This is a genomic window from Mycobacterium novum (assembly GCF_010726505.1).
GTDB lineage: Bacteria > Actinomycetota > Actinomycetes > Mycobacteriales > Mycobacteriaceae > Mycobacterium > Mycobacterium algericum.
In genome coordinates this window covers 450,006-469,924 of record NZ_AP022562.1, presented here as the reverse complement: position 1 = coordinate 469,924, position 19,919 = coordinate 450,006, and the positions used below count along the sequence as shown (strand labels likewise).

Here is a 19,919-nt window from a genome sequence, read left to right as displayed (position 1 = left end):
CCGGGTCCGGGGGCTGTCACGCGCGGTGGGCCGTCGTTCCTAGAATTAAGCGGTGACCGCCACCCCCGACGCTGCCAACACCGAACACCTGCCCAAATCCTGGGAGCCGAGTGCGGTCGAGGACGCGATCTACCAGCGTTGGGTCGATGCCGGCTACTTCACCGCGGACCCGGCCAGCACCAAGCCCGGCTATTCGATCGTGCTTCCGCCGCCGAACGTCACCGGCAGCCTGCACATGGGGCACGCGCTCGACCACACCCTGATGGACGCGTTGACCCGCCGCAAGCGGATGCAGGGCTACGAGGTGTTGTGGCTGCCGGGCATGGATCACGCCGGTATCGCCACGCAGAGCGTGGTGGAGCGGCGGCTGAACGCCGCCGGGCAGACCAAGGAGGAATTGGGACGCGAAGGCTTCGTCGAGCAGGTCTGGGACTGGAAGCGGGAATCCGGCGGCACCATCGGCACCCAGATGCGCCGGATCGGCGACGGGGTGGACTGGAGCCGTGAGCGGTTCACCATGGACGACGGGCTGTCCCGCGCGGTCCGCGTCATCTTCAAGCGTCTCTATGATGCGGGCCTGATCTACCAGGCCGAGCGGCTGGTGAATTGGTCACCGGTGCTCGAGACCGCGATCAGCGACCTCGAGGTCAAATACGACGACATCGAGGGCGAACTGGTGTCGTTCCGGTACGGCTCCCTCGACGACTCCCAACCCCATATCGTGGTGGCCACCACCCGGCTGGAAACCATGCTCGGCGACACCGCGATCGCGGTGCACCCCGACGACGACCGGTACCGCGACCTGGTCGGGACCAGCCTCCCGCACCCGTTCCTGGACCGGGAGGTCGGCGTGGTCGCCGACGCGCACGTAGACCCCGAATTCGGCACCGGCGCAGTCAAGGTCACCCCCGCCCACGACCCCAACGATTTCGAGATCGGGCTGCGGCACCAGCTGGCGATGCCGACCATCCTGGACACCAAGGGCCGGATCACCGGAACCGGCACGCAGTTCGACGGCATGGACCGCTTCGAGGCGCGTGTCGCGGTGCGCGAAGCGCTGGCCGGCCAAGGACGCATCGTCGCCGAGAAGCGGCCCTACCTGCACAGTGTCGGGCATTCCGAACGCAGCGGCGAGGTCATCGAGCCGCGCCTGTCGATGCAGTGGTGGGTCAACGTCTCCTCGCTGGCCAAGGCCGCCGGGGATGCGGTGCGTAACGGCGACACCGTCATCCACCCGAAAAGCCTGGAGCCCCGCTGGTTTTCCTGGGTCGACGACATGCACGACTGGTGCATCTCCCGGCAGCTGTGGTGGGGTCACCGCATCCCGATCTGGCACGGGCCGAACGGTGAGAAGGTCTGTGTCGGACCGGACGAGACCCCGCCGGAGGGCTGGGAGCAGGACCCCGACGTGCTCGACACCTGGTTCTCCTCGGCGTTGTGGCCGTTCTCCACGATGGGCTGGCCCGACGCCACTGCGGAGCTGGAGAAGTTCTATCCCACAACGGTTCTGGTGACCGGCTACGACATCCTGTTCTTCTGGGTCGCCCGGATGATGATGTTCGGCACCTTCGTCGCCGACGATCCCGCCCTGCAGGGCGGCAAGGTGCCGTTCGAGAACGTGTTCCTGCATGGCCTGATCCGCGACGAGCACGGGCGCAAGATGAGCAAGTCCCGCGGCAACGGCATCGACCCGCTGGACTGGGTGGACGCATTCGGCGCCGACGCCCTGCGGTTCACGCTGGCTCGCGGCGCGAGCCCCGGCGGCGACCTGTCGATCGGCGAGGACCATGCCCGCGCGTCGCGCAACTTCGTCACCAAGCTGTTCAACGCCACTCGATTCGCACTGATAAACGGCGCGCGACCGGCCCCGTTGCCGGCGCTCGACGAGCTCACCGATGCTGACCGGTGGATTCTGGGGCGGTTGGAAGAGGTTCGCGCCGAGGTGGATTCGGCTTTCGAGGGCTACGAGTTCGGCCGGGCCTGCGAGGCGCTGTACCACTTCGCGTGGGACGAGTTCTGCGACTGGTATGTCGAGCTGGCCAAGACACAGCTGGGTCAAGGGCTTGCCCACACCACCGCTGTGCTGGCCGCGGTGCTCGACACGTTGCTGCGGTTGTTGCACCCGGTGATCCCCTTCGTCACCGAAACCCTGTGGCAGGAACTCACCGGCGCAGAGTCACTGGTGATCGCCGACTGGCCCGAGCCGTCGGGAATCATCCTGGACCGTGTTGCCGCGCAACGGATCACCGACATGCAGAAGCTCGTGACCGAGGTGCGTCGGTTCCGCAGCGACCAGGGGCTGCGTGACCGGCAGAAGGTCCCGGCCCGGCTGTCCGGTATCGACGACGCCGACCTGGCCACCCAGGTGGCCGCGGTGACCTCGCAGGCCTGGCTGACCGAGCCCGGCGCGCATTTCGCACCGTCGGCCACGGTTGAGGTGCGGCTGGGCGCCGCCCACAGCACCAGCACCGTCGTGGTGGAACTGGACACCTCCGGCACCGTCGATGTCGCCGCCGAGCGCCGGCGCCTGGAGAAGGATCTCGCCGCTGCGGAGAAGGAGTTGGTGGCCACCGCGGCAAAGCTCGGCAACGAGGCGTTTCTGGCCAAGGCGCCGGAAGCCGTCGTCGACAAGATCCGGGGCCGCCAGCAACTGGCCCGAGACGAGGTCGACCGGATCACCGCGCGTCTTTCGGCCCTGGCATGACCGAGCACCCGGTCGGTGCCGAGCCGACACCGGACGAGATCGCGGCGCTGCTGCAGGTCGAGCACCTGCTCGATCAGCGCTGGGGCGAAACCAAGATCCAACCCAGCCTGACCCGGATCAACGCCCTGCTGGAACTGCTCGGCTCCCCGCAGCGAGGGTATCCGTCGATTCACGTCGCCGGCACCAACGGCAAGACCTCGGTGGTACGGATGATCGACGCGTTGCTGACGGCGTTTTCTCGCCGCACCGGGCGCACCACCAGTCCGCACCTGCAGTCGGCGGTCGAGCGCATCGGGATCGACGGGGTGCCGATCAGTCCCGCCAAATATGTGGAGACCTACGCTGAGATCGAACCGTTCGTGCACATGGTGGACGCGTCTTCGCAAGCCGAGAACGGGCCGGCCATGAGCAAGTTCGAGGTGCTCACCGGGATGGCCTTCGCGGCGTTCGCCGACGCCCCGGTCGACGTCGCCGTGGTGGAGGTCGGGATGGGCGGCCGCTGGGACGCCACCAACGTCGTCGAGGCACCCGTCGCGGTCATCACCCCGATCGGTGTCGATCACGTCGACTACCTCGGTGACGACATCGCCGGGATCGCCGCGGAGAAGGCCGGCATCATCCACCGCTCGTCGGACGAACTGACCGACACCGTCGCGGTGATCGCCCGTCAGACACCCGAGGTGATGGACGTGCTGCTGGCGCAGTCGGTGCGCGCCGACGCCGCGGTCGCGCGGGAGAACTCCGAGTTCGCGGTACGCAGCCGCCAACTGGCGATCGGTGGTCAGCTGTTGGAGTTGCAGGGCCTGGGCGGGGTGTACTCGGACATCTTCCTGCCGCTGCACGGCGAGCACCAGGCGCACAATGCGGTGCTTGCCCTGGCGGCGGTGGAGGCGTTCTTCGGGGCGGGCGCCGAGCGCCAGCTCGACGCCGACACGGTTCGGGCGGGCTTCGCCGCGGTGCGCAGTCCCGGCCGGCTGGAGCGGATGCGCAGCTCACCCACCGTCTTCATCGACGCCGCCCACAATCCGGCCGGCGCCGCCGTGCTGGCCCAGGCGCTGACCGAGGATTTCGGCTTCCGCTTCCTGGTCGGCGTGGTCAGCGTGTTGGGGGATAAGGACGCCGGCGGCATCCTCGCCGCTTTGGAACCGGTTTTTGATCGAATCGTGGTGACCCACAACGGTTCCCCGCGTGCGGTGGATGTCGAGACGCTGACTGCCGTCGCAATACGGTGGTTCGGTGAAGACCGGGTGGTGACCACCGACACGCTCGAGGACGCCATCGACACCGCGACCGCACTGGTCGACGAATTCGACTCGGACGGCGACACCACCGGAACCGGCATCGTGATCACCGGCTCGGTGGTCACCGCCGGTGCCGCCCGCACCTTGTTCGGAAAGGATCCGGCATGAGCGACCCAACGGCGGCGCCCGATCCATGGCGCGGTTTCCGCGGCGTGATGTCGGCGACGCTGATCCTCGAGGCGATCGTGGTGCTGTTGGCGCTGCCGGTGGTCCACGTGGTCGGCGGCGGGCTCTCGCCGGTGTCGCTGGCCTACCTGCTCGGGCTGGCGCTGGTGTTGCTGCTGTTCACCGGTATCCAGGGGCGGCCCTGGGCGATCTGGGCCAATCTGGGTCTGCAACTGGTGCTGGTCGCTGGCTTCGTGGTCTATCCTGCGGTGGGGATCATGGGGCTGGTGTTCGCCGTGGTGTGGGGATTGATCGCGCACTTCCGTGCCGAGGTGTTGCGCCGCCAGTGACGAGGCGGAGCGAAGCGACGCTGAGGAACGGCGTATCGGCACCGCCAGTGACGAGGCGGAGCGAAGCGACGCTGAGGAACGGCGTATCGGCACCGCTCGTGGCCGAGCGGCGATTCGGTACGCTGTCGCCCGGGCCGCTGGCGACGACCGGTGGGGTACCCGGCCGCCCGGCGGCGAGGGACACGGAGCAATGGATGAGGAGCGGCGCTTCATGACTGAGCGGACCTTGGTGCTGATCAAGCCGGACGGCGTCAACCGCCGACTGGTGGGCGAGATCATCAGCCGGATCGAGAAGAAGGGCCTGACGCTGGCGGCGCTGGAACTGCGGCCGGTGCAGCAGGCGGTGGCCCGGCAGCACTATGGCGAACACGAGGGCAAGGCGTTCTTCGCCTCGCTGCTGGACTTCATCACCTCCGGCCCGGTGGTCGCGGCCGTGGTGGAGGGGCCGCGGGCCATCGAGGCGTTCCGGCAGCTCGCCGGCGGTACCGACCCGGTGGCCAAGGCCACGCCCGGCACCATCCGCGGTGACTTCGGGCTGGAGACCCAGTTCAACCTGGTGCACGGCTCCGACTCGCCGGAGTCGGCCGAGCGCGAGATCGCGCTGTGGTTTCCCGACTTGAAGCCGTCGGCGCCGACGGCCCCGATGACACTGGCCTGACGTCGGAGTTAATGCCTTTCGTCCGGCTTGGTCCGGTTGTGTGGGATACTGGCCAATGGGTGAACGTCACCGGACCGGTGTCCGACACCCGAATGAAGACTTAGGCGAGTGCGACGGTCGCGAGATGTGATGCGGCGCCGATCGCCGGTCCTCATTCAGCCAGGCACCGAGTCGGTTCCACCCGAGCCCCTCGGAGCGAGACCACCACAAGCCCGGGGAAGTGAGCCGGGCGAATAACGAGAAGCCCTCGCGTGGCCGCGTCGCAACGACGCGCCCGGGGGCTTGAGGAGAATACGTGGCAGACCCGTCTCTTTTTAAGAGCCCTTTTTCCGACGTATCAGCGGGGCCGACCGAGCAGGAGGAGCTGCCGGATCGCCTGCGGGTCCACTCCCTGGCGCGGGTTCTGGGCACCACCAGTAAACGGGTTCTCGACGCGCTGACCGAGCTGGACGGACGGGCGCGCAGCGCCCACTCCAGTGTCGACCGGGTCGAAGCGGTCCGCGTTCGCGACCTGCTGGGTTCCACCGAACCGCCCACCACCGAGGTGCCCGGCGAGTCCGGGGACGCCGTCGACGAGCCGGAGTCCCGGTTGTTGCTGGAGACCGCCCCGGAGGCGGCCAACGCGCGGGTCGACTACATGCCGCTGTTCGTGGCGCCGCAACCGGTCACGTTCGAGCCGTCGCCGCCTCGGGAGGCCGACGCCGAGTCCGACGATGACGACGACCTCGGCTCCGACGGCGACGACGAGAACGGCGACCGGCCCGCCAGTCGGCGTCGCCGTCGCGGCCGGCGCGGTCGCGGCCGGGGCCGCGGCTCCGACGGCGCTGCCTCGGACGACGTGGCCGACGCCGCCGACACCGACGACGACGATTCGGCCGCCGAGTCCGACGAGACCTCGGACGCCGAGGACACCGGCGACGACGACGGTGATGCAGCCGACGAATCGGGCAGCCGGCGTCGGCGCCGCCGGCGTCGGCGCAAAACCGGCAACGGCGATGACGAGGACACCGGGTCGTCTGACGACCCGCCGAACACCGTCGTGCACGAACGGACGCCGCGAAAGACCACCAGGAGCACCAAGAGCGAGAAGAGCTCTTCGGACGACGAGATCCAGGGCATCACCGGCTCGACGCGGCTGGAGGCCAAACGGCAGCGTCGCCGCGACGGCCGCGACGCCGGGCGCCGCCGGCCGCCGATTCTGAGCGAGGCCGAGTTCCTGGCCCGCCGCGAGGCCGTCGAACGCCGGATGGTGGTTCGCGACCGGGTCCGCACCGAGCCACCGCACACCGGCGCGCGCTACACCCAGATCGCCGTGCTCGAAGACGGCGTCATGGTCGAACATTTCGTCACCTCGGCCGCCTCCACGTCGCTGGTGGGCAACGTCTACCTGGGCATCGTGCAAAACGTGCTGCCGTCGATGGAGGCCGCCTTCGTCGATATCGGTCGGGGCCGCAACGGCGTGCTCTACGCCGGCGAGGTCAACTGGGAGGCCGCCGGCCTCGGTGGCGCCAACCGCAAGATCGAGCAGGCGCTCAAACCCGGCGACTATGTTGTCGTGCAGGTCAGCAAGGACCCGATCGGGCACAAGGGTGCCCGGCTGACCACCCAGGTGTCGCTGGCCGGCCGCTACCTGGTGTACGTGCCGGGCGCGTCGTCGACCGGGATCAGCCGCAAACTGCCCGACACCGAGCGTCAACGGCTCAAGGAGATCCTGCGCGAGGTGGTGCCCCCCGACGCCGGCGTGATCATCCGCACCGCGTCGGAGGGCGTCAAAGAAGAAGACATCCGCGCCGACGTGGAACGCCTCCAGGAGCGCTGGAACCAGATCGAGGCGACCGCGGCCGAGACCAAGAGCAAGGCCGCCGGCGCGGCGGTGGCGCTGTACGAAGAGCCCGATGTGCTGGTGAAGGTGATTCGGGACCTGTTCAACGAGGACTTCTCCGAGCTGGTGGTGTCCGGTGACGACGCCTGGGCCACTATCAACGACTACGTGGGTTCGGTGGCGCCCGAACTGGTGTCGAAGCTGACCCGCTACACCGCGCCCGAGGGTCCGGAGGGCCAGGCCGGGCCGGATGTGTTCGCCGTGCACCGCATCGACGAGCAACTGGCCAAGGCGATGGACCGCAAGGTCTGGCTACCCTCGGGTGGAACGCTGGTGATCGACCGGACCGAAGCCATGACGGTCGTCGACGTCAACACCGGCAAGTTCACCGGTTCCGGGGGCAACCTCGAGGAGACGGTGACCAAGAACAACTTGGAAGCCGCCGAGGAGATCGTGCGGCAACTGCGGCTGCGCGATATCGGCGGCATCATCGTCATCGACTTCATCGACATGGTGCTGGAGTCCAACCGTGACCTGGTGTTGCGCCGGCTGACCGAGGCCCTGGGCCGCGACCGCACTCGCCACCAGGTGTCGGAGGTGACCTCGCTCGGCCTGGTGCAGCTGACCCGCAAGCGGCTGGGCACCGGGCTGATCGAGGCGTTCTCGACGTCGTGTCAGCACTGTGCCGGGCGCGGCATCATGCTGCATGCCGACCCGGTCGACTCGGCGGCACCCGGGCGCAGGTCCGAACCGAGCAGCCGTCGCAGCAGACGGTCGAAGAAGCCCAAGGCCGACGAGCCGGTCGTGGCGAAGGTGCCGGCGCACACCCCCGGTGACCACCCGATGTTCAAGGCGATGGCCGCGGCGAGTGACCGCGGCGACGACGAGTCCGACGACGACACCGAGGTCGAGGCCACCGCGGCGTCGGCGGCCGGGGAGCCACGGCCGGCCGTCGAGCACGAGCCGCAACTGCCTGGTACCGCGCTCGCCGAGGACACCGACGACGCGGACGACGCCGAGGACACCGACTACACGGACGACGCCGACGACTCCTACGACGGCGAGGACAGCGACGACGCTGACGACACCGACGACGGCGAGGACACCGAGGACACCGACGAAGAGGTCGAAGTCGACCTCGACGACGATGACGACGACTTCGACGACGATCTGGACGTCATCGACGAGGCAGACGACGCCGATGACGACGAGTCCGGCCAGGAGACCTTGGCCGCGGCGGCGCCCTACGAACGTCCCCGGCGGCGACGGGCGGCTGCCCGGCCGGCGGGGCCGCCCAGTTGAGCAAGGCCGGTTTGACCCCTTAGCCGCTGGTCACGTACCCTAGACCAGTTGTCGCCAGGCGGGATAGCCACAGCTCGGCGGACAGAACCCCAGACACCTGCGCAAGTCCCGATGGCGTGCGCGCCCGAGAAGCAGAGGTAGAAACCAACGATGGCGACGTACGCAATCGTCAAGACCGGCGGCAAGCAGTACAAGGTTGCCGTCGGTGACGTGGTCAAGGTCGAGAAGCTCGATTCGGAGCCGGGTTCGTCGGTCTCGCTGCCGGTCGCGCTGGTCGTGGACGGCACCACCGTCACCACCGACGCCGGCAAGCTGGCGAAGGTCGCGGTCACCGGCGAGGTGCTCGAGCACACCAAGGGCCCCAAGATCCGCATCCACAAGTTCAAGAACAAGACCGGCTACCACAAGCGGCAGGGTCACCGTCAGCAGCTGACCGTGCTCAAGGTCACCGGAATCAAGTAGGGAGCGAACGAGATGGCACACAAGAAGGGCGCTTCCAGCTCACGCAACGGGCGCGACTCGAACGCGCAGCGACTCGGCGTCAAGCGGTTCGGCGGCCAGGTCGTCAAAGCCGGCGAGATCCTGGTGCGGCAGCGCGGCACCCACTTCCACCCCGGCATCAACGTCGGTCGCGGCGGCGACGACACGCTGTTCGCCACGGCTCCCGGTGCGGTCGAGTTCGGCCTGAAGCGCGGCCGCAAGACCGTCAACATTGTTCCTGTCGCCCGCGTCGAGAGCTAACCAACCGGCCCCGCGCCGCGAACGTGCACTGACTGCGAAAATGGGCGACAAATTTCGCAGTGGTTGCACGCTCGGCGTGTGGGTTGGGTGAGAGGAAAGCTCGATGTCCCGGTTCGTCGACCGCGTCGTCATTCATGTGCGCGCCGGCGACGGGGGTAACGGCTGCGCGTCGATTCACCGGGAGAAGTTCAAGCCGCTGGGCGGCCCGGACGGCGGTAACGGTGGTCGCGGCGGCAGTGTCGTGCTGGTCGTCGACCCGGGCGTGCACACCCTGTTGGACTTTCATTTCCGGCCGCACATCAAGGCCGCGTCCGGCAAGCAGGGCCAGGGCAGCAACAAGGACGGCGCTGCCGGATCGGACCTGGAGATCAAGGTGCCCGACGGCACCGTCGTGCTCGACGAGCACGGCCGGCTGCTGGCCGACCTGGTCGGCGCCGGCGCCCGCTTCGAGGCCGCCGCCGGCGGCCGCGGCGGGCTGGGCAACGCCGCGTTGGTGTCGCGGGCCCGCAAGGCTCCCGGTTTCGCATTGCTCGGGGAGAAGGGTGAGACCCGCGACCTCACGCTGGAACTCAAGACCGTCGCCGACGTCGGCCTGATCGGGTTTCCCTCGGCCGGCAAATCCGCGCTGGTGTCGGTGATCTCGGCGGCCAAGCCGAAGATCGCCGACTACCCGTTCACCACGCTGGCACCGAACCTGGGCGTGGTCTCGGCCGGGGACAACACCTTTACCACCGCCGATGTGCCCGGCCTGATCCCAGGCGCCTCGGCGGGACGCGGGCTGGGCTTGGACTTCTTGCGCCACATCGAACGGTGCGCGGTGTTGGTGCACGTCGTGGATTGTGCGACCGCCGAGCCGGGCCGTGATCCGCTCTCCGACATCGAGGCGATCGAAGCCGAACTGGCCGCCTACACCCCGACCATGCAAGGGGATTCGGTGCTGGGCGACCTGGTGGATCGGCCGCGCGCGGTGGTGCTCAACAAGATCGACGTGCCCGAAGCGCGGGAGATGGCCGAATTCGTCCGCGACGACATCGTGGCCGAGCGCGGCTGGCCGGTTTTCCTGGTGTCGACCGTGAGCCGGGAGGGGCTGCGGCCGTTGACATTCGCGCTTGCCGAGATGGTCTCGGCCTACCGCGCGGCGCAGCCGGAGCCGGTTGCGCGCCGGCCGGTGATCCGGCCGATACGCGCCGGGGAGACCGGGTTCAGCGTGGAGCCCGACGGCGACGGCGGTTTCGTCGTGCGAGGGTCGCGCCCGGAGCGCTGGGTGCACCAGACCAACTTCGACAACGACGAGGCGGTCGGCTACCTGGGTGACCGGTTGGCGCGGCTCGGGGTCGAGGACGAGTTGTTGCGGCTGGGCGCCACGCCGGGCTGCGCGGTGACCATCGGGGAGATGACCTTCGACTGGGAGCCGGCCACGCCGGCCGGCGTGGACGTCACGCTGTCCGGGCGGGGCACCGACAGCCGGCTGGAGCGCACCGAACGCGTCGGGGCCGCCGAACGCAAGATCGCGCGCAAGCAGCGGCGTGAGCAGTCGGACGAGGCATGACCAGCACGGCCCGAGCGGCGATCCGCACCGCACGCAGCGTCGTCGTCAAGATCGGCACCACCGCGCTGACCGCCGACAACGGCATGTTCGACCCGGACCGGCTGGCCGGGCTGGCCGAGGCGATCGAGTCCCGGATGAAAGCCGGCTCGGACGTGGTCATCGTGTCGTCCGGTGCGATCGCCGCCGGTCTGGAACCGCTCGGCTTAGCCAAACGGCCCACCGATCTGGCCACCAAGCAGGCCGCCGCCAGCGTGGGTCAGGTGGCTTTGGTCAACGCCTGGAGCGCGGCCTTCGGCCGGTTCGGCCGCACCGTCGGGCAGGTGTTGCTCACCGCCCAGGACGTCTCGATGCGGGTGTCGCACACCAACGCGCAGCGCACCCTGGACCGGCTGCGGGCACTGCACGCGGTGGCGATCGTCAACGAGAACGACACGGTGGCCACCAACGAGATCCGGTTCGGTGACAACGACCGGCTCTCGGCGTTGGTGGCGCACCTGGTCGGCGCCGACGCGCTGGTGCTGCTTTCCGACATCGACGGCCTTTACGACGCTGACCCCCGCAAGGGGCCGGCCCGGCTGGTTCCCGAGGTGTCCGGCCCGCAGGATCTCACCGGTGTGGTGGCCGGTGAGGGCAGTCAGCTGGGCACCGGCGGCATGGTGTCGAAACTGTCGGCGGCGTTGCTGGCCGCCGATGCCGGCGTTCCGGTGTTGCTGGCCGCCGCCGCCGACGCTGCCGCAGCCCTCTCGCACGCATCGGTGGGCACCGTGTTCGCGGCCCGGCCGCAACGGTTGTCGGCGCGCCGGTTCTGGGTGCGCCACGCCGCCGACGCGGCGGGCACGTTGACGCTCGACGCCGGGGCGGTCGAGGCGGTGTTGCAACGGCGGCGCTCACTGTTGGCGGCCGGGATCACCGCGGTGGCGGGCAAGTTTCATGGCGGCGACGTGGTCGACCTGTGCGGCCCGGACGCCGCGGTGGTGGCCCGCGGTGTCGTCGGTTACGACGCGACGGAGTTGGCGGCCATGATCGGTCATTCCACCGCGGAGTTAGCGCCGGATGCGCGCCGCCCCGTCGTCCACGCCGACGACCTGGTGGCGGTGTAGGACCGCCGCCGATGAGCACCGTTTTCACCATCGACGGGGCGGGATGGAGCGGGTTGCTGCGATTCATGTGCCGCGGTGCGGTCACCAAGGGCAAGAAGATCCGGAGGGTCAAGTACCCCAACACCTACGTCGACGGCCTGCGCTACGTCCCCGCGGTCAAAGCGGTGGAACGAGGCGCACAGGCCCTCGACGACATGCTCACCGCCCACTTCGACGGCCGTCCTGACGCCGACGACGTGCTGGTCTACGCCGTGAGCATGGGGGCGCAGGTCGCCTGCAAATGGCTGCGCGAGCGCGGCCCGACCTCGACGGTCCCAGCGGCCAAGGTGTCGTTTCTGCTGTTGGCCAACCCTGAGCAGCCCTTCCACGGCATCTACCGGGCCGATCCCAAACTGGTGAAGTTCATGACGCTGCCCGACTACGGCGGCGTCGGGGTGCCGCAGCACACGCCCTTCGCGGTGACGGACCTGTGCCGCCAGTACGACGGCATGGCCGACTTCCCCAATCGTCCTGCTGCACAAGTCAACTCACTGGCCGTGCGCAATGCCTTGCTGGGTCTGGTGACTGTCCACAACAACTACTTCCGAGTCGACATCCAGGCCCGCGATAACCTGCGGGTCCACCGCGGCAACATCACCTACGTGTTGTGTCCCACCCGGCGTAGGAGGCGTCAGCGGATCGAGAGCAGCTACGACCGCTCGGCCTGGGGCGGCCCGGCGTCAGCAAGATAGAGTGCGCCCCACACGATTTCGGTCAGCGCAGCGGCGAGTTCAGCGTCGTAGCCGGAGTCCTGCGCAGGAAGGTTCTGCTGGCAGGACCGCTCCACCATCCAGGTCAGTGCACTGGCGGTGGCGGCGACGGGTAGTGCGCGGCGAATGGAACCGTCGGCCTGGCCCTCCTCGATGACCCGGGCCACCCGGCCTGAGATGCCCGTCAGCAACTCCCGGTAGGTGGCCGCCACCAGCGGGTCGTAGCCGGCCATCTCGCTGAGTGCGATCAGCAGTGGCTGGTGTCGGCGGTAGCTGGCGATGATCGCGGTCATGGCGGCGTGGACATCGTCAGGATCGCGACGTCCTGCCACCTGCCACCAGCGTTCGGCCCCCGAGGCCAGATCGCCGAACACCTGGCCCGCGAGCCTGCGCAGCAGATGGCCCTTGTCCTCGAAGTAGATGTAGAAGCTGGCGCGCGACATCCCCGCCTCGGTCGCGAGCCGGTCCACGCTGAGTTCGGTGAAACTGGTGCCTTCGCCCATCAGCCGCTCGGTGGCGTCGAGCAGCCGACGCTCGATCTCCTCGCGCCGTTGTTGGCGGCTGGTCGGGGGCTTGCGGGTCACCGATGCCATGCCGACCAGCGTAGCGGCTGGGCAGACATATTGACTAGACATACTGTCTAGACGTAGTGTTAGCAGAACCAGCCTGTGATCGTCGTCATAGCGAAGGGGCATCCATGCCAGCGCCGTCACTGTCCACCCGCAGCTACGACGCTGTTGACCTGTCTTCTCGCGCGTTCTGGTCCACCACCGCCGCCGAGCGCGAACGCTCGTTCGCGGTGCTGCGCGTCGAACGGCCGGTGAGCTGGCATCCTCCGGTCGAGGACGCCATGCTCAACGATCCCGACGACCCCGGCTTCTGGGCGGTCACCCGGCACGCCGACATCGTCACGGTGAGCCGCACCAACGAGGTGTTCCTGTCGGGCAAGGGCGTCATGTTCGAGAACTTTCCCGCCGAGTTGCTCGAGACCACCCAGTCCTTCCTGGCGATGGACCCGCCCCGGCACACCAAACTGCGCAAGTTGGCCACCGCGGCGTTCACCCCCCGGCAGATCAGGCGCATCGAGGACGCGATCAAGGCGAGCGCCACGGCGATCGTCGCCGAACTGAAGGCCGCCGGCAGCGGGGCCGACTTCGTCGAATGCTGCGCCAAGGAACTGCCACTGCGCACCTTGGCGGACATGGTGGGGATCCCGGAGTCCGAGCGTGAAGCCGTCGCGCGTGCCGCCGACGCGCTGGTGTCGACCAACGACCCGGTGTTCCTCGACGGGCGCGACCCGCTGGCGGTGATGGGCGAGAACATCATGTACCTGCACCAGCTGGCCGGCTCGCTGGCGGCCGCGCGGCGTGACAAACCCGGCGACGACCTGTTCAGCAGCCTGGTCAACGCCGAGGTGGACGGTGACCGGCTCACCGACGCCGAGATCGCGGCGTACTTCGTATTGCTGTGCGTGGCCGGCAACGACACCACCCGCCAGACCACCAGTCACGCGGTCAAGGCGCTCACCGACTACCCCGCCCAACGTGGCTGGCTACTGGAGGATTTCGACCGGCGCATCGGCGTCGCAGTGGAGGAGTTCATCCGTTACGCCACCCCGGTGATGACCTTTCGCCGCACCGCGGCAACCGATTGCGAGCTGGGCGGCCAAACCATCCGGGCCGGCGAGAAGGTCGCCATGTTCTATGCCTCCGGCAACTGGGACGAGACGGTGTTCGCCGGGCCGGACTGCCTCGACCTGAGCCGTGATCCCAACCCGCACGTCGGGTTCGGCGGCGGCGGGCAGCACTACTGTCTGGGGACCCATGTGGCGCGAGCCCAGTTGCGCGCCATCTTCGGCGAACTGCTCCGGGAGCTACCCGGTATCGAAGCCGGGGACCCGGAATATCTGGCGGGCAGCTTCATTCACGGCATCCGCGCCATGCCCTGCACCTTCTGACGGCGACGCCGCGGCCGCTACAGGCTCGAAGTGGTGTCTGCGAGTTCTGCCAGCAGTTGCGCGAATCCGTCGGCCGATTCCGTTGCCGGCCCGCCGGCGTCGACGGTGGGGAATTCGAACAGGGTCAGCGGCGGCAGGCCATTAATGCTGAGCACGTCTTTCACGCCCGCGGTGTCGCTGAGGTAGGTGTTGGTGAATAGGTTCAGCACGCTGAAGGCGTCCGCGAACCCCAGCTGTGGATCCTCCAGATAGTAGTTCGTGAACAACGGGGCTCCGACGAGTCCGCCGACCGCGGGGAAGGTTGGCAACAAAATCAGGGCATCTGAAACTGTTCCGACGTGGGGGTATTCCGGGCCGTCGAGGGTGGCGGTGACGACGTTGTGAAAGTAGTTGTACAGATACGGGACACTGGCGAAATCGCGGTCGACCGTGTACCACGGATCGGTGCCGGGGATGCTCGGAAGCCCCGTCGCGTAGTAATACGGGAACACCGGCGACGGCGGTTGAAGATACGGCCAGGCGTCTTCGACAGCGTCCGCAGCGGCGACCGTACTGGCGGCAAGCGCGCCACTCAGCGCGATTCCCAGGCTGGCTCCGAGAATGAGGGCCACTCGGCCATGATGCATAATCCGACCCTCATACTTGTTTAGAACACGGCAGGTTTTTGTAGACGCTAGGGCAGTCGAAATGGCGCTGTCAACAGCAAGCTTTAGCGCGTGACCGGCCGGGAGACCGGGTCCTCGACCAGGGGCGTCGGCTAGGTCGGCCCGAACCTGCGGCCGGTGGCGTCCTTGCCGACCGCGGTCAGCGCCACGACGGCGATCAGCGCCGGTACCACGGTGGCAACCAGGGCGAACGGGTAGCCGTTCGCGGCCGCCAGGTGCTCCTGGATCGGCAGGTTGAACGCGGCCAGCAGATTGCCCAGCTGATAGGTCACGCCCGGATAGAAGCCGCGGATCGCGTCCGGTGACATCTCGGTCAGGTGCGCCGGGATCACGCCCCAGGCGCCCTGCACACAGACCTGGAGCAGAAACGATCCCAGGCACAGCATGCCGGCGCTGTGCGACAGCGCGAACAGCGGCACGATCGGCAGGCCCATCACCGCCGCCCAGATGATCGCGTAGCGGCGGCCCAGCCGTTGCGACAGCGAGCCGAAGATCAGCCCGCCGATGATGCCGCCGATGTTGTAGATCACCGCGATCCACTTCGCCGTGACATGGGACAGCCCCGCGCCATCGTTCGAGCTCAGGAATGTCGGGTAGATGTCGTGGGTGCCGTGGCTCATCCAGTTGAACGCCGTCATCAACAACACCAGATAGCAGAACCGGCGGATCACCTTGGCGTCGGTGAATACGTCGCGAATCCTGGTGCGCGTCAACCGCATCCGGTCCTGGGTAGCCTGCCACACCTCGGATTCGGTGACCCGATAACGGATGAGCAGGCTGATCATGGCCGGCAGGATGGACAGCCCGAACAGCCAGCGCCAGGACAACCCGAGCCAGTCGTTCACCAGCAGCGAGGCCAAGCTGGCGGCCAGGTAGCCGAACAGGTAGCCCTCCTGCAGCAGTCCGGAGAAGAAGCCGCGTCGCTCCGGCGGGATCTTCTCCATGGCCAACGCGGCGCCCAGGCCCCATTCGCCGCCCATGCCGATGCCGTAGAGCAGGCGCAGCACCACCAGCACGGTGAAGGTCGGCGCGAACGCGCACAGGAACCCCACCGTCGAGTAGAAGATCACGTTCACCATCAGTGGTATCCGACGGCCCACCCGGTCGGCCCACAGGCCGAACAGCAGCGCCCCGACCGGGCGCATCGCCAACGTGGCGGTGGTCAGAAACGCCACCTCGGTTTTGGTGTGGCCGAAGGTCTTGGCGATATCGGCGTAGACGAACACCACGATGAAGTAGTCGAAGGCGTCCATCGACCACCCCAGCAGGGCGGCCAGGAAAGAGTTGCGCTGATCGGAGGTGAGGCGCTGTTTCACCGGGACATCCTGCCCCATTCGTCGGGCACTAACGCACCGAAACGGCGCCAAGCTCAGCGGCCAGCACGGTCAGTGCCGCCGAGCAGCCGCCGTCGAACTTGACGTCGGCCAACCCGTCGCCGCGAGTGGGGCCACGGTTGACGATGGCGACCGGGATACCGCGCGCCGCGGCGTGGCGGACGAACCGGTAGCCGGAGAAAACCGTCAGCGACGATCCCGCCACCAGCAACGCCTCGGCCTCATCGACAACGGCATACGCCTGGGCGACACGGTCTTTGGGAACACTCTCGCCGAAGTAGACGATGTCCGGCTTGAGGATCCCGCCGCAGGCGTGGCAGTCGAGGTAGCGGAAAGATGCGGTGTCGGTCACGACGGCGTCCGCGTCGGGGGCCACCGCGATGGGGCCGAGCGGCCCGGTTCGGGCGATGAATCCCGGGTTGAGCTCCTCCAGTTGCTCGGCCAGCGAAGACCGGCTCATCATGGTTCCGCACCTCAAACACACCACCGCCGCGTAACTGCCGTGCAGGTCGATGACACGGCGGTTGCCGGCCCGGGTGTGCAGCAGATCGACGTTCTGGGTGATCACCCCGGTGACGACGCCGGACGCTTCCAGGGTGGCAAGCGCCGTGTGCCCTGCGTTGGGCGCGGCGCCTGCCAGGTGTCGCCAGCCGAGATGGTTGCGCGCCCAGTAGCGCTGACGGAAAACCGGGTCGCCGGTGAACTGGGCGATCGTCATCGGGTTGCTCGGTGGGGAATCGGGGCCGCGATAGTCCGGAATGCCCGAGTCCGTGGAGATGCCGGCGCCGGTGAGCACCGCGGTCCGCCGGCCCGCCAGCAGCGTGAGCAGGTCGCAGACCGTCGGTTCGGCTCCGCCCATCCGGCTAGCGTAGGCACTGCGCCGCGGTCGACCGTTCGGCAGCCATGTTGCGGCACATCATCTCCAGTGCCGCATCGCCCAGTGCGGCGTCGATGTGGGCGACGGCGTCGACCGGTATCACCACTGGAAGGTGCCGAACGTAGGCGTCCAGGGCGGTGTAGAGAATGCACTGTTCGGTGACCTGCCCGGTCAGGATCAGCCGCCGGGTGCCGAGCCGGCCCAGCAGGTACTCCAACGGAGTGGAATAAAAGGCGCTGTGTCGCACCTTGCTCACCGCCCGATCGCCGGAGGTCGGCACGATGGGGCGAACCAGCTCGGGGCGTGCGCCCTCCAGGGCCGACCCGATGATGTCGGTGAACCCGGCGGTGAAGTCGCCGTGGTTGTCGTTGACGTAGATCAGGTCGACCTGCTCGTCGGCTCGACTGCGTTCGACCAGGTCGGCCAGCGGTTCGATGATCTTCGCGACATTGTCGGCCAGTTGCGCCGCGTCGGGATGTCGGTACGCGTTGAGCATGTCGACGACGGCCACCGCGGTATCGCTCATGGCCCTGGTGATACCCGAAAGCTGCACGTTGACACCATCCGGGCGAGAATGGGAGGCCATGGAGAATTCTGGGGACTTCTACAACGCCTACCGGCACGGGTTCGCGCGAGTTGCCGCCTGCACGCACCGCACCACGCTCGCCGACCCGGCCGCCAACGCCGAGTCGGTGCTGCGCCTGGCGAGGGAATGCCATGACGACGGCGTCGCGCTGGCCGTCTTTCCCGAGCTCACGCTGTCGGGATACTCCATCGAGGACATCGTGCAGCAGGACAGCCTGCTCGGCGCTGTCGAGACGGCGCTGCTAGAAGTGGTCGCGGCCTCGACGCCGCTACTGTCGGTGCTGGTGGTCGGGGCGCCGCTGCGCTATGCCCACCGCGTCTACAACACCGCCGTGGTGATCCACCGCGGGCGCATTCTCGGGGTGGCGCCGAAGTCGTATCTACCCACCTACCGGGAGTTCTATGAGGGGCGCCAGTTGGCCGCCGGCGCCGACGAACGCGGGATGATCCGGCTCGGCGGCCTCGAGGTGCCGTTCGGGCCGAACCTGCTGTTCGCCGCGACCGACCTGGCCGGGTTCGTGCTGCACGTCGAGGTGTGCGAGGACATGTTCGTGCCGGTGCCCCCGAGTGCCCAGGCCGCGCTGGCCGGCGCGACGGTGCTGGCGAATCTCTCCGGCAGCCCCATCACCGTCGGGCGCGCCGAGGATCGCTGCCTGCTGGCGCGGTCGGCGTCGGCGCGATGCCTGGCCGCCTACATCTACGCCGCCGCCGGGGAGGGGGAGTCGACCACCGACCTCGCCTGGGACGGCCAGACGATGATCTGGGAGAACGGCACGCTGCTCGATGACAGCGAACGCTTTCCCACCGGCGCCCGTCGCTCGGTCGCCGATGTCGACCTCGGGCTGCTGCGCGCGGAGCGCGTGCGGATGGGTACCTTCGACGACAACCGCCGCCATCACCGCGATGCGGTCCAGTCCTTCAGGCGGGTGGAGTTCGCGCTGGACCCGCCTTCCGGGGACATCGGGCTACGCCGGGTGATCGAGCGGTTCCCGTTCGTGCCGTCGAATCCCCAGCGCTTGCAACAGGATTGCTACGAGGCCTACAACATCCAAGTATCGGGCCTGGAGCAGCGGCTGCGTGCCCTGGACTATCCCAAGGTGGTGCTCGGGGTGTCGGGTGGACTCGATTCGACCCACGCCCTGATCGTCGCTGCGCGGGCCATGGACCGGGAGAACCGGCCGCGCAGTGACATTCTGGCGTTCACCATGCCCGGTTTCGCCACCGGCGAGCGCACCAAGGCCAACGCGGCTGCGCTGAGCCGGGCGCTGGGGGTGACCTTCGCCGAGATCGATATCCGCGACAGCGCGAGGCTGATGCTGGCCGAGCTGGGCCATCCGTTCGCTCGTGGCGAAGCCGTCTACGACGTGACGTTTGAGAACGTGCAGGCCGGGCTGCGCACCGACTACCTGTTTCGGATCGCCAACCAGCGCGGCGGCATCGTGCTGGGCACCGGTGACCTGTCGGAGTTGGCGCTGGGCTGGTCCACCTACGGCGTGGGCGATCAGATGTCGCACTACAACGTCAACGGCGGGGTGCCCAAAACACTGATCCAGCACCTGATCCGCTGGGTGATCAACTCCGGCGAATTCGACGCCGACGTGTGCGCCGTGCTGGCCTCGGTGCTCAACACCGAGATCAGCCCGGAACTGGTGCCGGCGACCGACGGCGAGGAGATTCAGCGGAGCGAGGACAAGGTGGGGCCGTACTCGTTGCAGGACTTCGCACTGTTTCAAGCGTTGCGCTACGGGTTTTCGCCGGCCAAGATCGCGTTCTTGGCCTGGCACGCCTGGCGTGACGCTGCAGCTGGGTCCTGGCCGCCCGGCTACCCGTCGGACAAACGGCAGGCCTATTCCCTGGCGGACATCCGGCACTGGCTGAAAGTCTTTGCGCAGCGGTTCTATTCGTTCAGCCAGTTCAAGCGCTCGGCGCTGCCGAACGGCCCGAAGGTCTCCCACGGTGGTTCGCTGTCGCCGCGGGGGGAATGGCGGGCACCGTCGGACATGTCGGCGCGGATCTGGCTCGACGAGATCGAACGGGAGATCCCGGAGCAGTAGCCCAGCGGTGCTAGATTCGTCGAGCTGCGCCCGTAATGAGACCGCGCTGCGCTGCGGTTCTGGTAG

The 19,919-nt window shown here is 68.1% G+C and carries 17 protein-coding genes; 12 read left to right on the top strand and 5 right to left on the bottom strand.

Annotation, left to right across the window (positions count from 1 at the left end; genetic code table 11):
* Positions 1-52: 52 nt before the first annotated feature.
* The 10 genes from G6N19_RS02120 (at position 53) to G6N19_RS02075 (ending at position 12,363) form a co-directional block, all read left to right on the top strand.
* Positions 53-2,704 carry a valine--tRNA ligase gene (locus tag G6N19_RS02120; RefSeq protein ID WP_013828395.1) on the top strand — a complete coding sequence of 884 codons (2,652 nt, stop codon included), beginning with the start codon at positions 53-55 and terminating at the stop codon, positions 2,702-2,704.
* A complete protein-coding gene (gene folC, locus G6N19_RS02115; protein WP_193465681.1) occupies positions 2,701-4,113 on the top strand; it encodes a bifunctional tetrahydrofolate synthase/dihydrofolate synthase in 1,413 nt (470 codons plus the stop codon). The genes G6N19_RS02120 and folC overlap by 4 nt, the downstream gene beginning before the upstream one ends.
* Positions 4,110-4,460: a DUF4233 domain-containing protein gene (locus G6N19_RS02110; RefSeq protein ID WP_013828397.1), complete on the top strand. Its 351-nt coding sequence runs from the start codon at positions 4,110-4,112 to the stop codon at positions 4,458-4,460. The genes folC and G6N19_RS02110 overlap by 4 nt, the downstream gene beginning before the upstream one ends.
* Positions 4,461-4,671: 211 nt before the next feature.
* On the top strand, positions 4,672-5,118 hold the full coding sequence (gene ndk, locus G6N19_RS02105; protein ID WP_041319710.1) for a nucleoside-diphosphate kinase: 447 nt from the start codon (positions 4,672-4,674) through the stop codon (positions 5,116-5,118).
* A 295-nt stretch (positions 5,119-5,413) separates the two neighbouring features.
* Positions 5,414-8,242 (top strand): Rne/Rng family ribonuclease, encoded by a 2,829-nt coding sequence (locus G6N19_RS02100; RefSeq protein WP_408632459.1) that lies wholly within the window; start codon positions 5,414-5,416, stop codon positions 8,240-8,242.
* A gap of 150 nt (positions 8,243-8,392) precedes the next feature.
* Entirely contained in the window at positions 8,393-8,704 is a 312-nt protein-coding gene (gene rplU / locus G6N19_RS02095; protein WP_013828400.1) for a 50S ribosomal protein L21, read from the top strand.
* A 12-nt stretch (positions 8,705-8,716) separates the two neighbouring features.
* Positions 8,717-8,983, top strand: coding sequence for a 50S ribosomal protein L27 (rpmA, locus tag G6N19_RS02090; RefSeq protein WP_013828401.1), 267 nt, complete (start codon positions 8,717-8,719; stop codon positions 8,981-8,983).
* A 103-nt stretch (positions 8,984-9,086) separates the two neighbouring features.
* Positions 9,087-10,532, top strand: coding sequence for a GTPase ObgE (gene obgE, locus G6N19_RS02085; RefSeq protein WP_193465680.1), 1,446 nt, complete (start codon positions 9,087-9,089; stop codon positions 10,530-10,532).
* Complete coding sequence (gene proB, locus G6N19_RS02080) at positions 10,529-11,632, top strand: glutamate 5-kinase (RefSeq protein WP_193465679.1); 1,104 nt, start codon at positions 10,529-10,531, stop codon at positions 11,630-11,632. Before obgE ends, proB begins: the two co-directional genes overlap by 4 nt.
* Positions 11,633-11,643: 11 nt before the next feature.
* The gene (locus G6N19_RS02075; RefSeq protein WP_193465678.1) at positions 11,644-12,363 is read left to right on the top strand and encodes a PE-PPE domain-containing protein; all 720 of its coding nucleotides are present in this window, start codon (positions 11,644-11,646) and stop codon (positions 12,361-12,363) included.
* On the opposite strand, the gene G6N19_RS02070 is transcribed toward G6N19_RS02075, so the two are convergent.
* Positions 12,321-12,974 carry a TetR/AcrR family transcriptional regulator gene (locus tag G6N19_RS02070; protein WP_193465677.1) on the bottom strand — a complete coding sequence of 218 codons (654 nt, stop codon included), beginning with the start codon at positions 12,972-12,974 and terminating at the stop codon, positions 12,321-12,323. The two genes, G6N19_RS02075 and G6N19_RS02070, sit on opposite strands and share 43 nt — an antisense overlap.
* A 104-nt stretch (positions 12,975-13,078) precedes the next feature.
* On the opposite strand from G6N19_RS02070, the gene G6N19_RS02065 reads away from it, so the two are divergent.
* Positions 13,079-14,338 (top strand): cytochrome P450, encoded by a 1,260-nt coding sequence (locus G6N19_RS02065; protein WP_193465676.1) that lies wholly within the window; start codon positions 13,079-13,081, stop codon positions 14,336-14,338.
* Positions 14,339-14,355: 17 nt separating this feature from the next.
* On the opposite strand, the gene G6N19_RS02060 is transcribed toward G6N19_RS02065, so the two are convergent.
* From G6N19_RS02060 to G6N19_RS02045, 4 genes are all read right to left on the bottom strand, one after another.
* On the bottom strand, positions 14,356-14,949 hold the full coding sequence (locus tag G6N19_RS02060; RefSeq protein ID WP_193465675.1) for a hypothetical protein: 594 nt from the start codon (positions 14,947-14,949) through the stop codon (positions 14,356-14,358).
* A 146-nt stretch (positions 14,950-15,095) separates the two neighbouring features.
* On the bottom strand, positions 15,096-16,337 hold the full coding sequence (locus tag G6N19_RS02055; protein WP_193465674.1) for an MFS transporter: 1,242 nt from the start codon (positions 16,335-16,337) through the stop codon (positions 15,096-15,098).
* Between the two features lie 10 nt (positions 16,338-16,347).
* The gene (locus G6N19_RS02050) at positions 16,348-17,196 is read right to left on the bottom strand and encodes a Sir2 family NAD-dependent protein deacetylase (protein WP_013828410.1); all 849 of its coding nucleotides are present in this window, start codon (positions 17,194-17,196) and stop codon (positions 16,348-16,350) included.
* A gap of 4 nt (positions 17,197-17,200) precedes the next feature.
* Positions 17,201-17,740, bottom strand: a complete 540-nt coding sequence (locus G6N19_RS02045) for a cysteine hydrolase family protein (RefSeq protein ID WP_041317594.1) — start codon at positions 17,738-17,740, stop codon at positions 17,201-17,203.
* 58 nt (positions 17,741-17,798) lie between these two features.
* Between G6N19_RS02045 and G6N19_RS02040 the strand changes: the two genes are divergently transcribed.
* Positions 17,799-19,853: an NAD(+) synthase gene (locus tag G6N19_RS02040; RefSeq protein ID WP_193465673.1), complete on the top strand. Its 2,055-nt coding sequence runs from the start codon at positions 17,799-17,801 to the stop codon at positions 19,851-19,853.
* Positions 19,854-19,919: the final 66 nt, after the last annotated feature.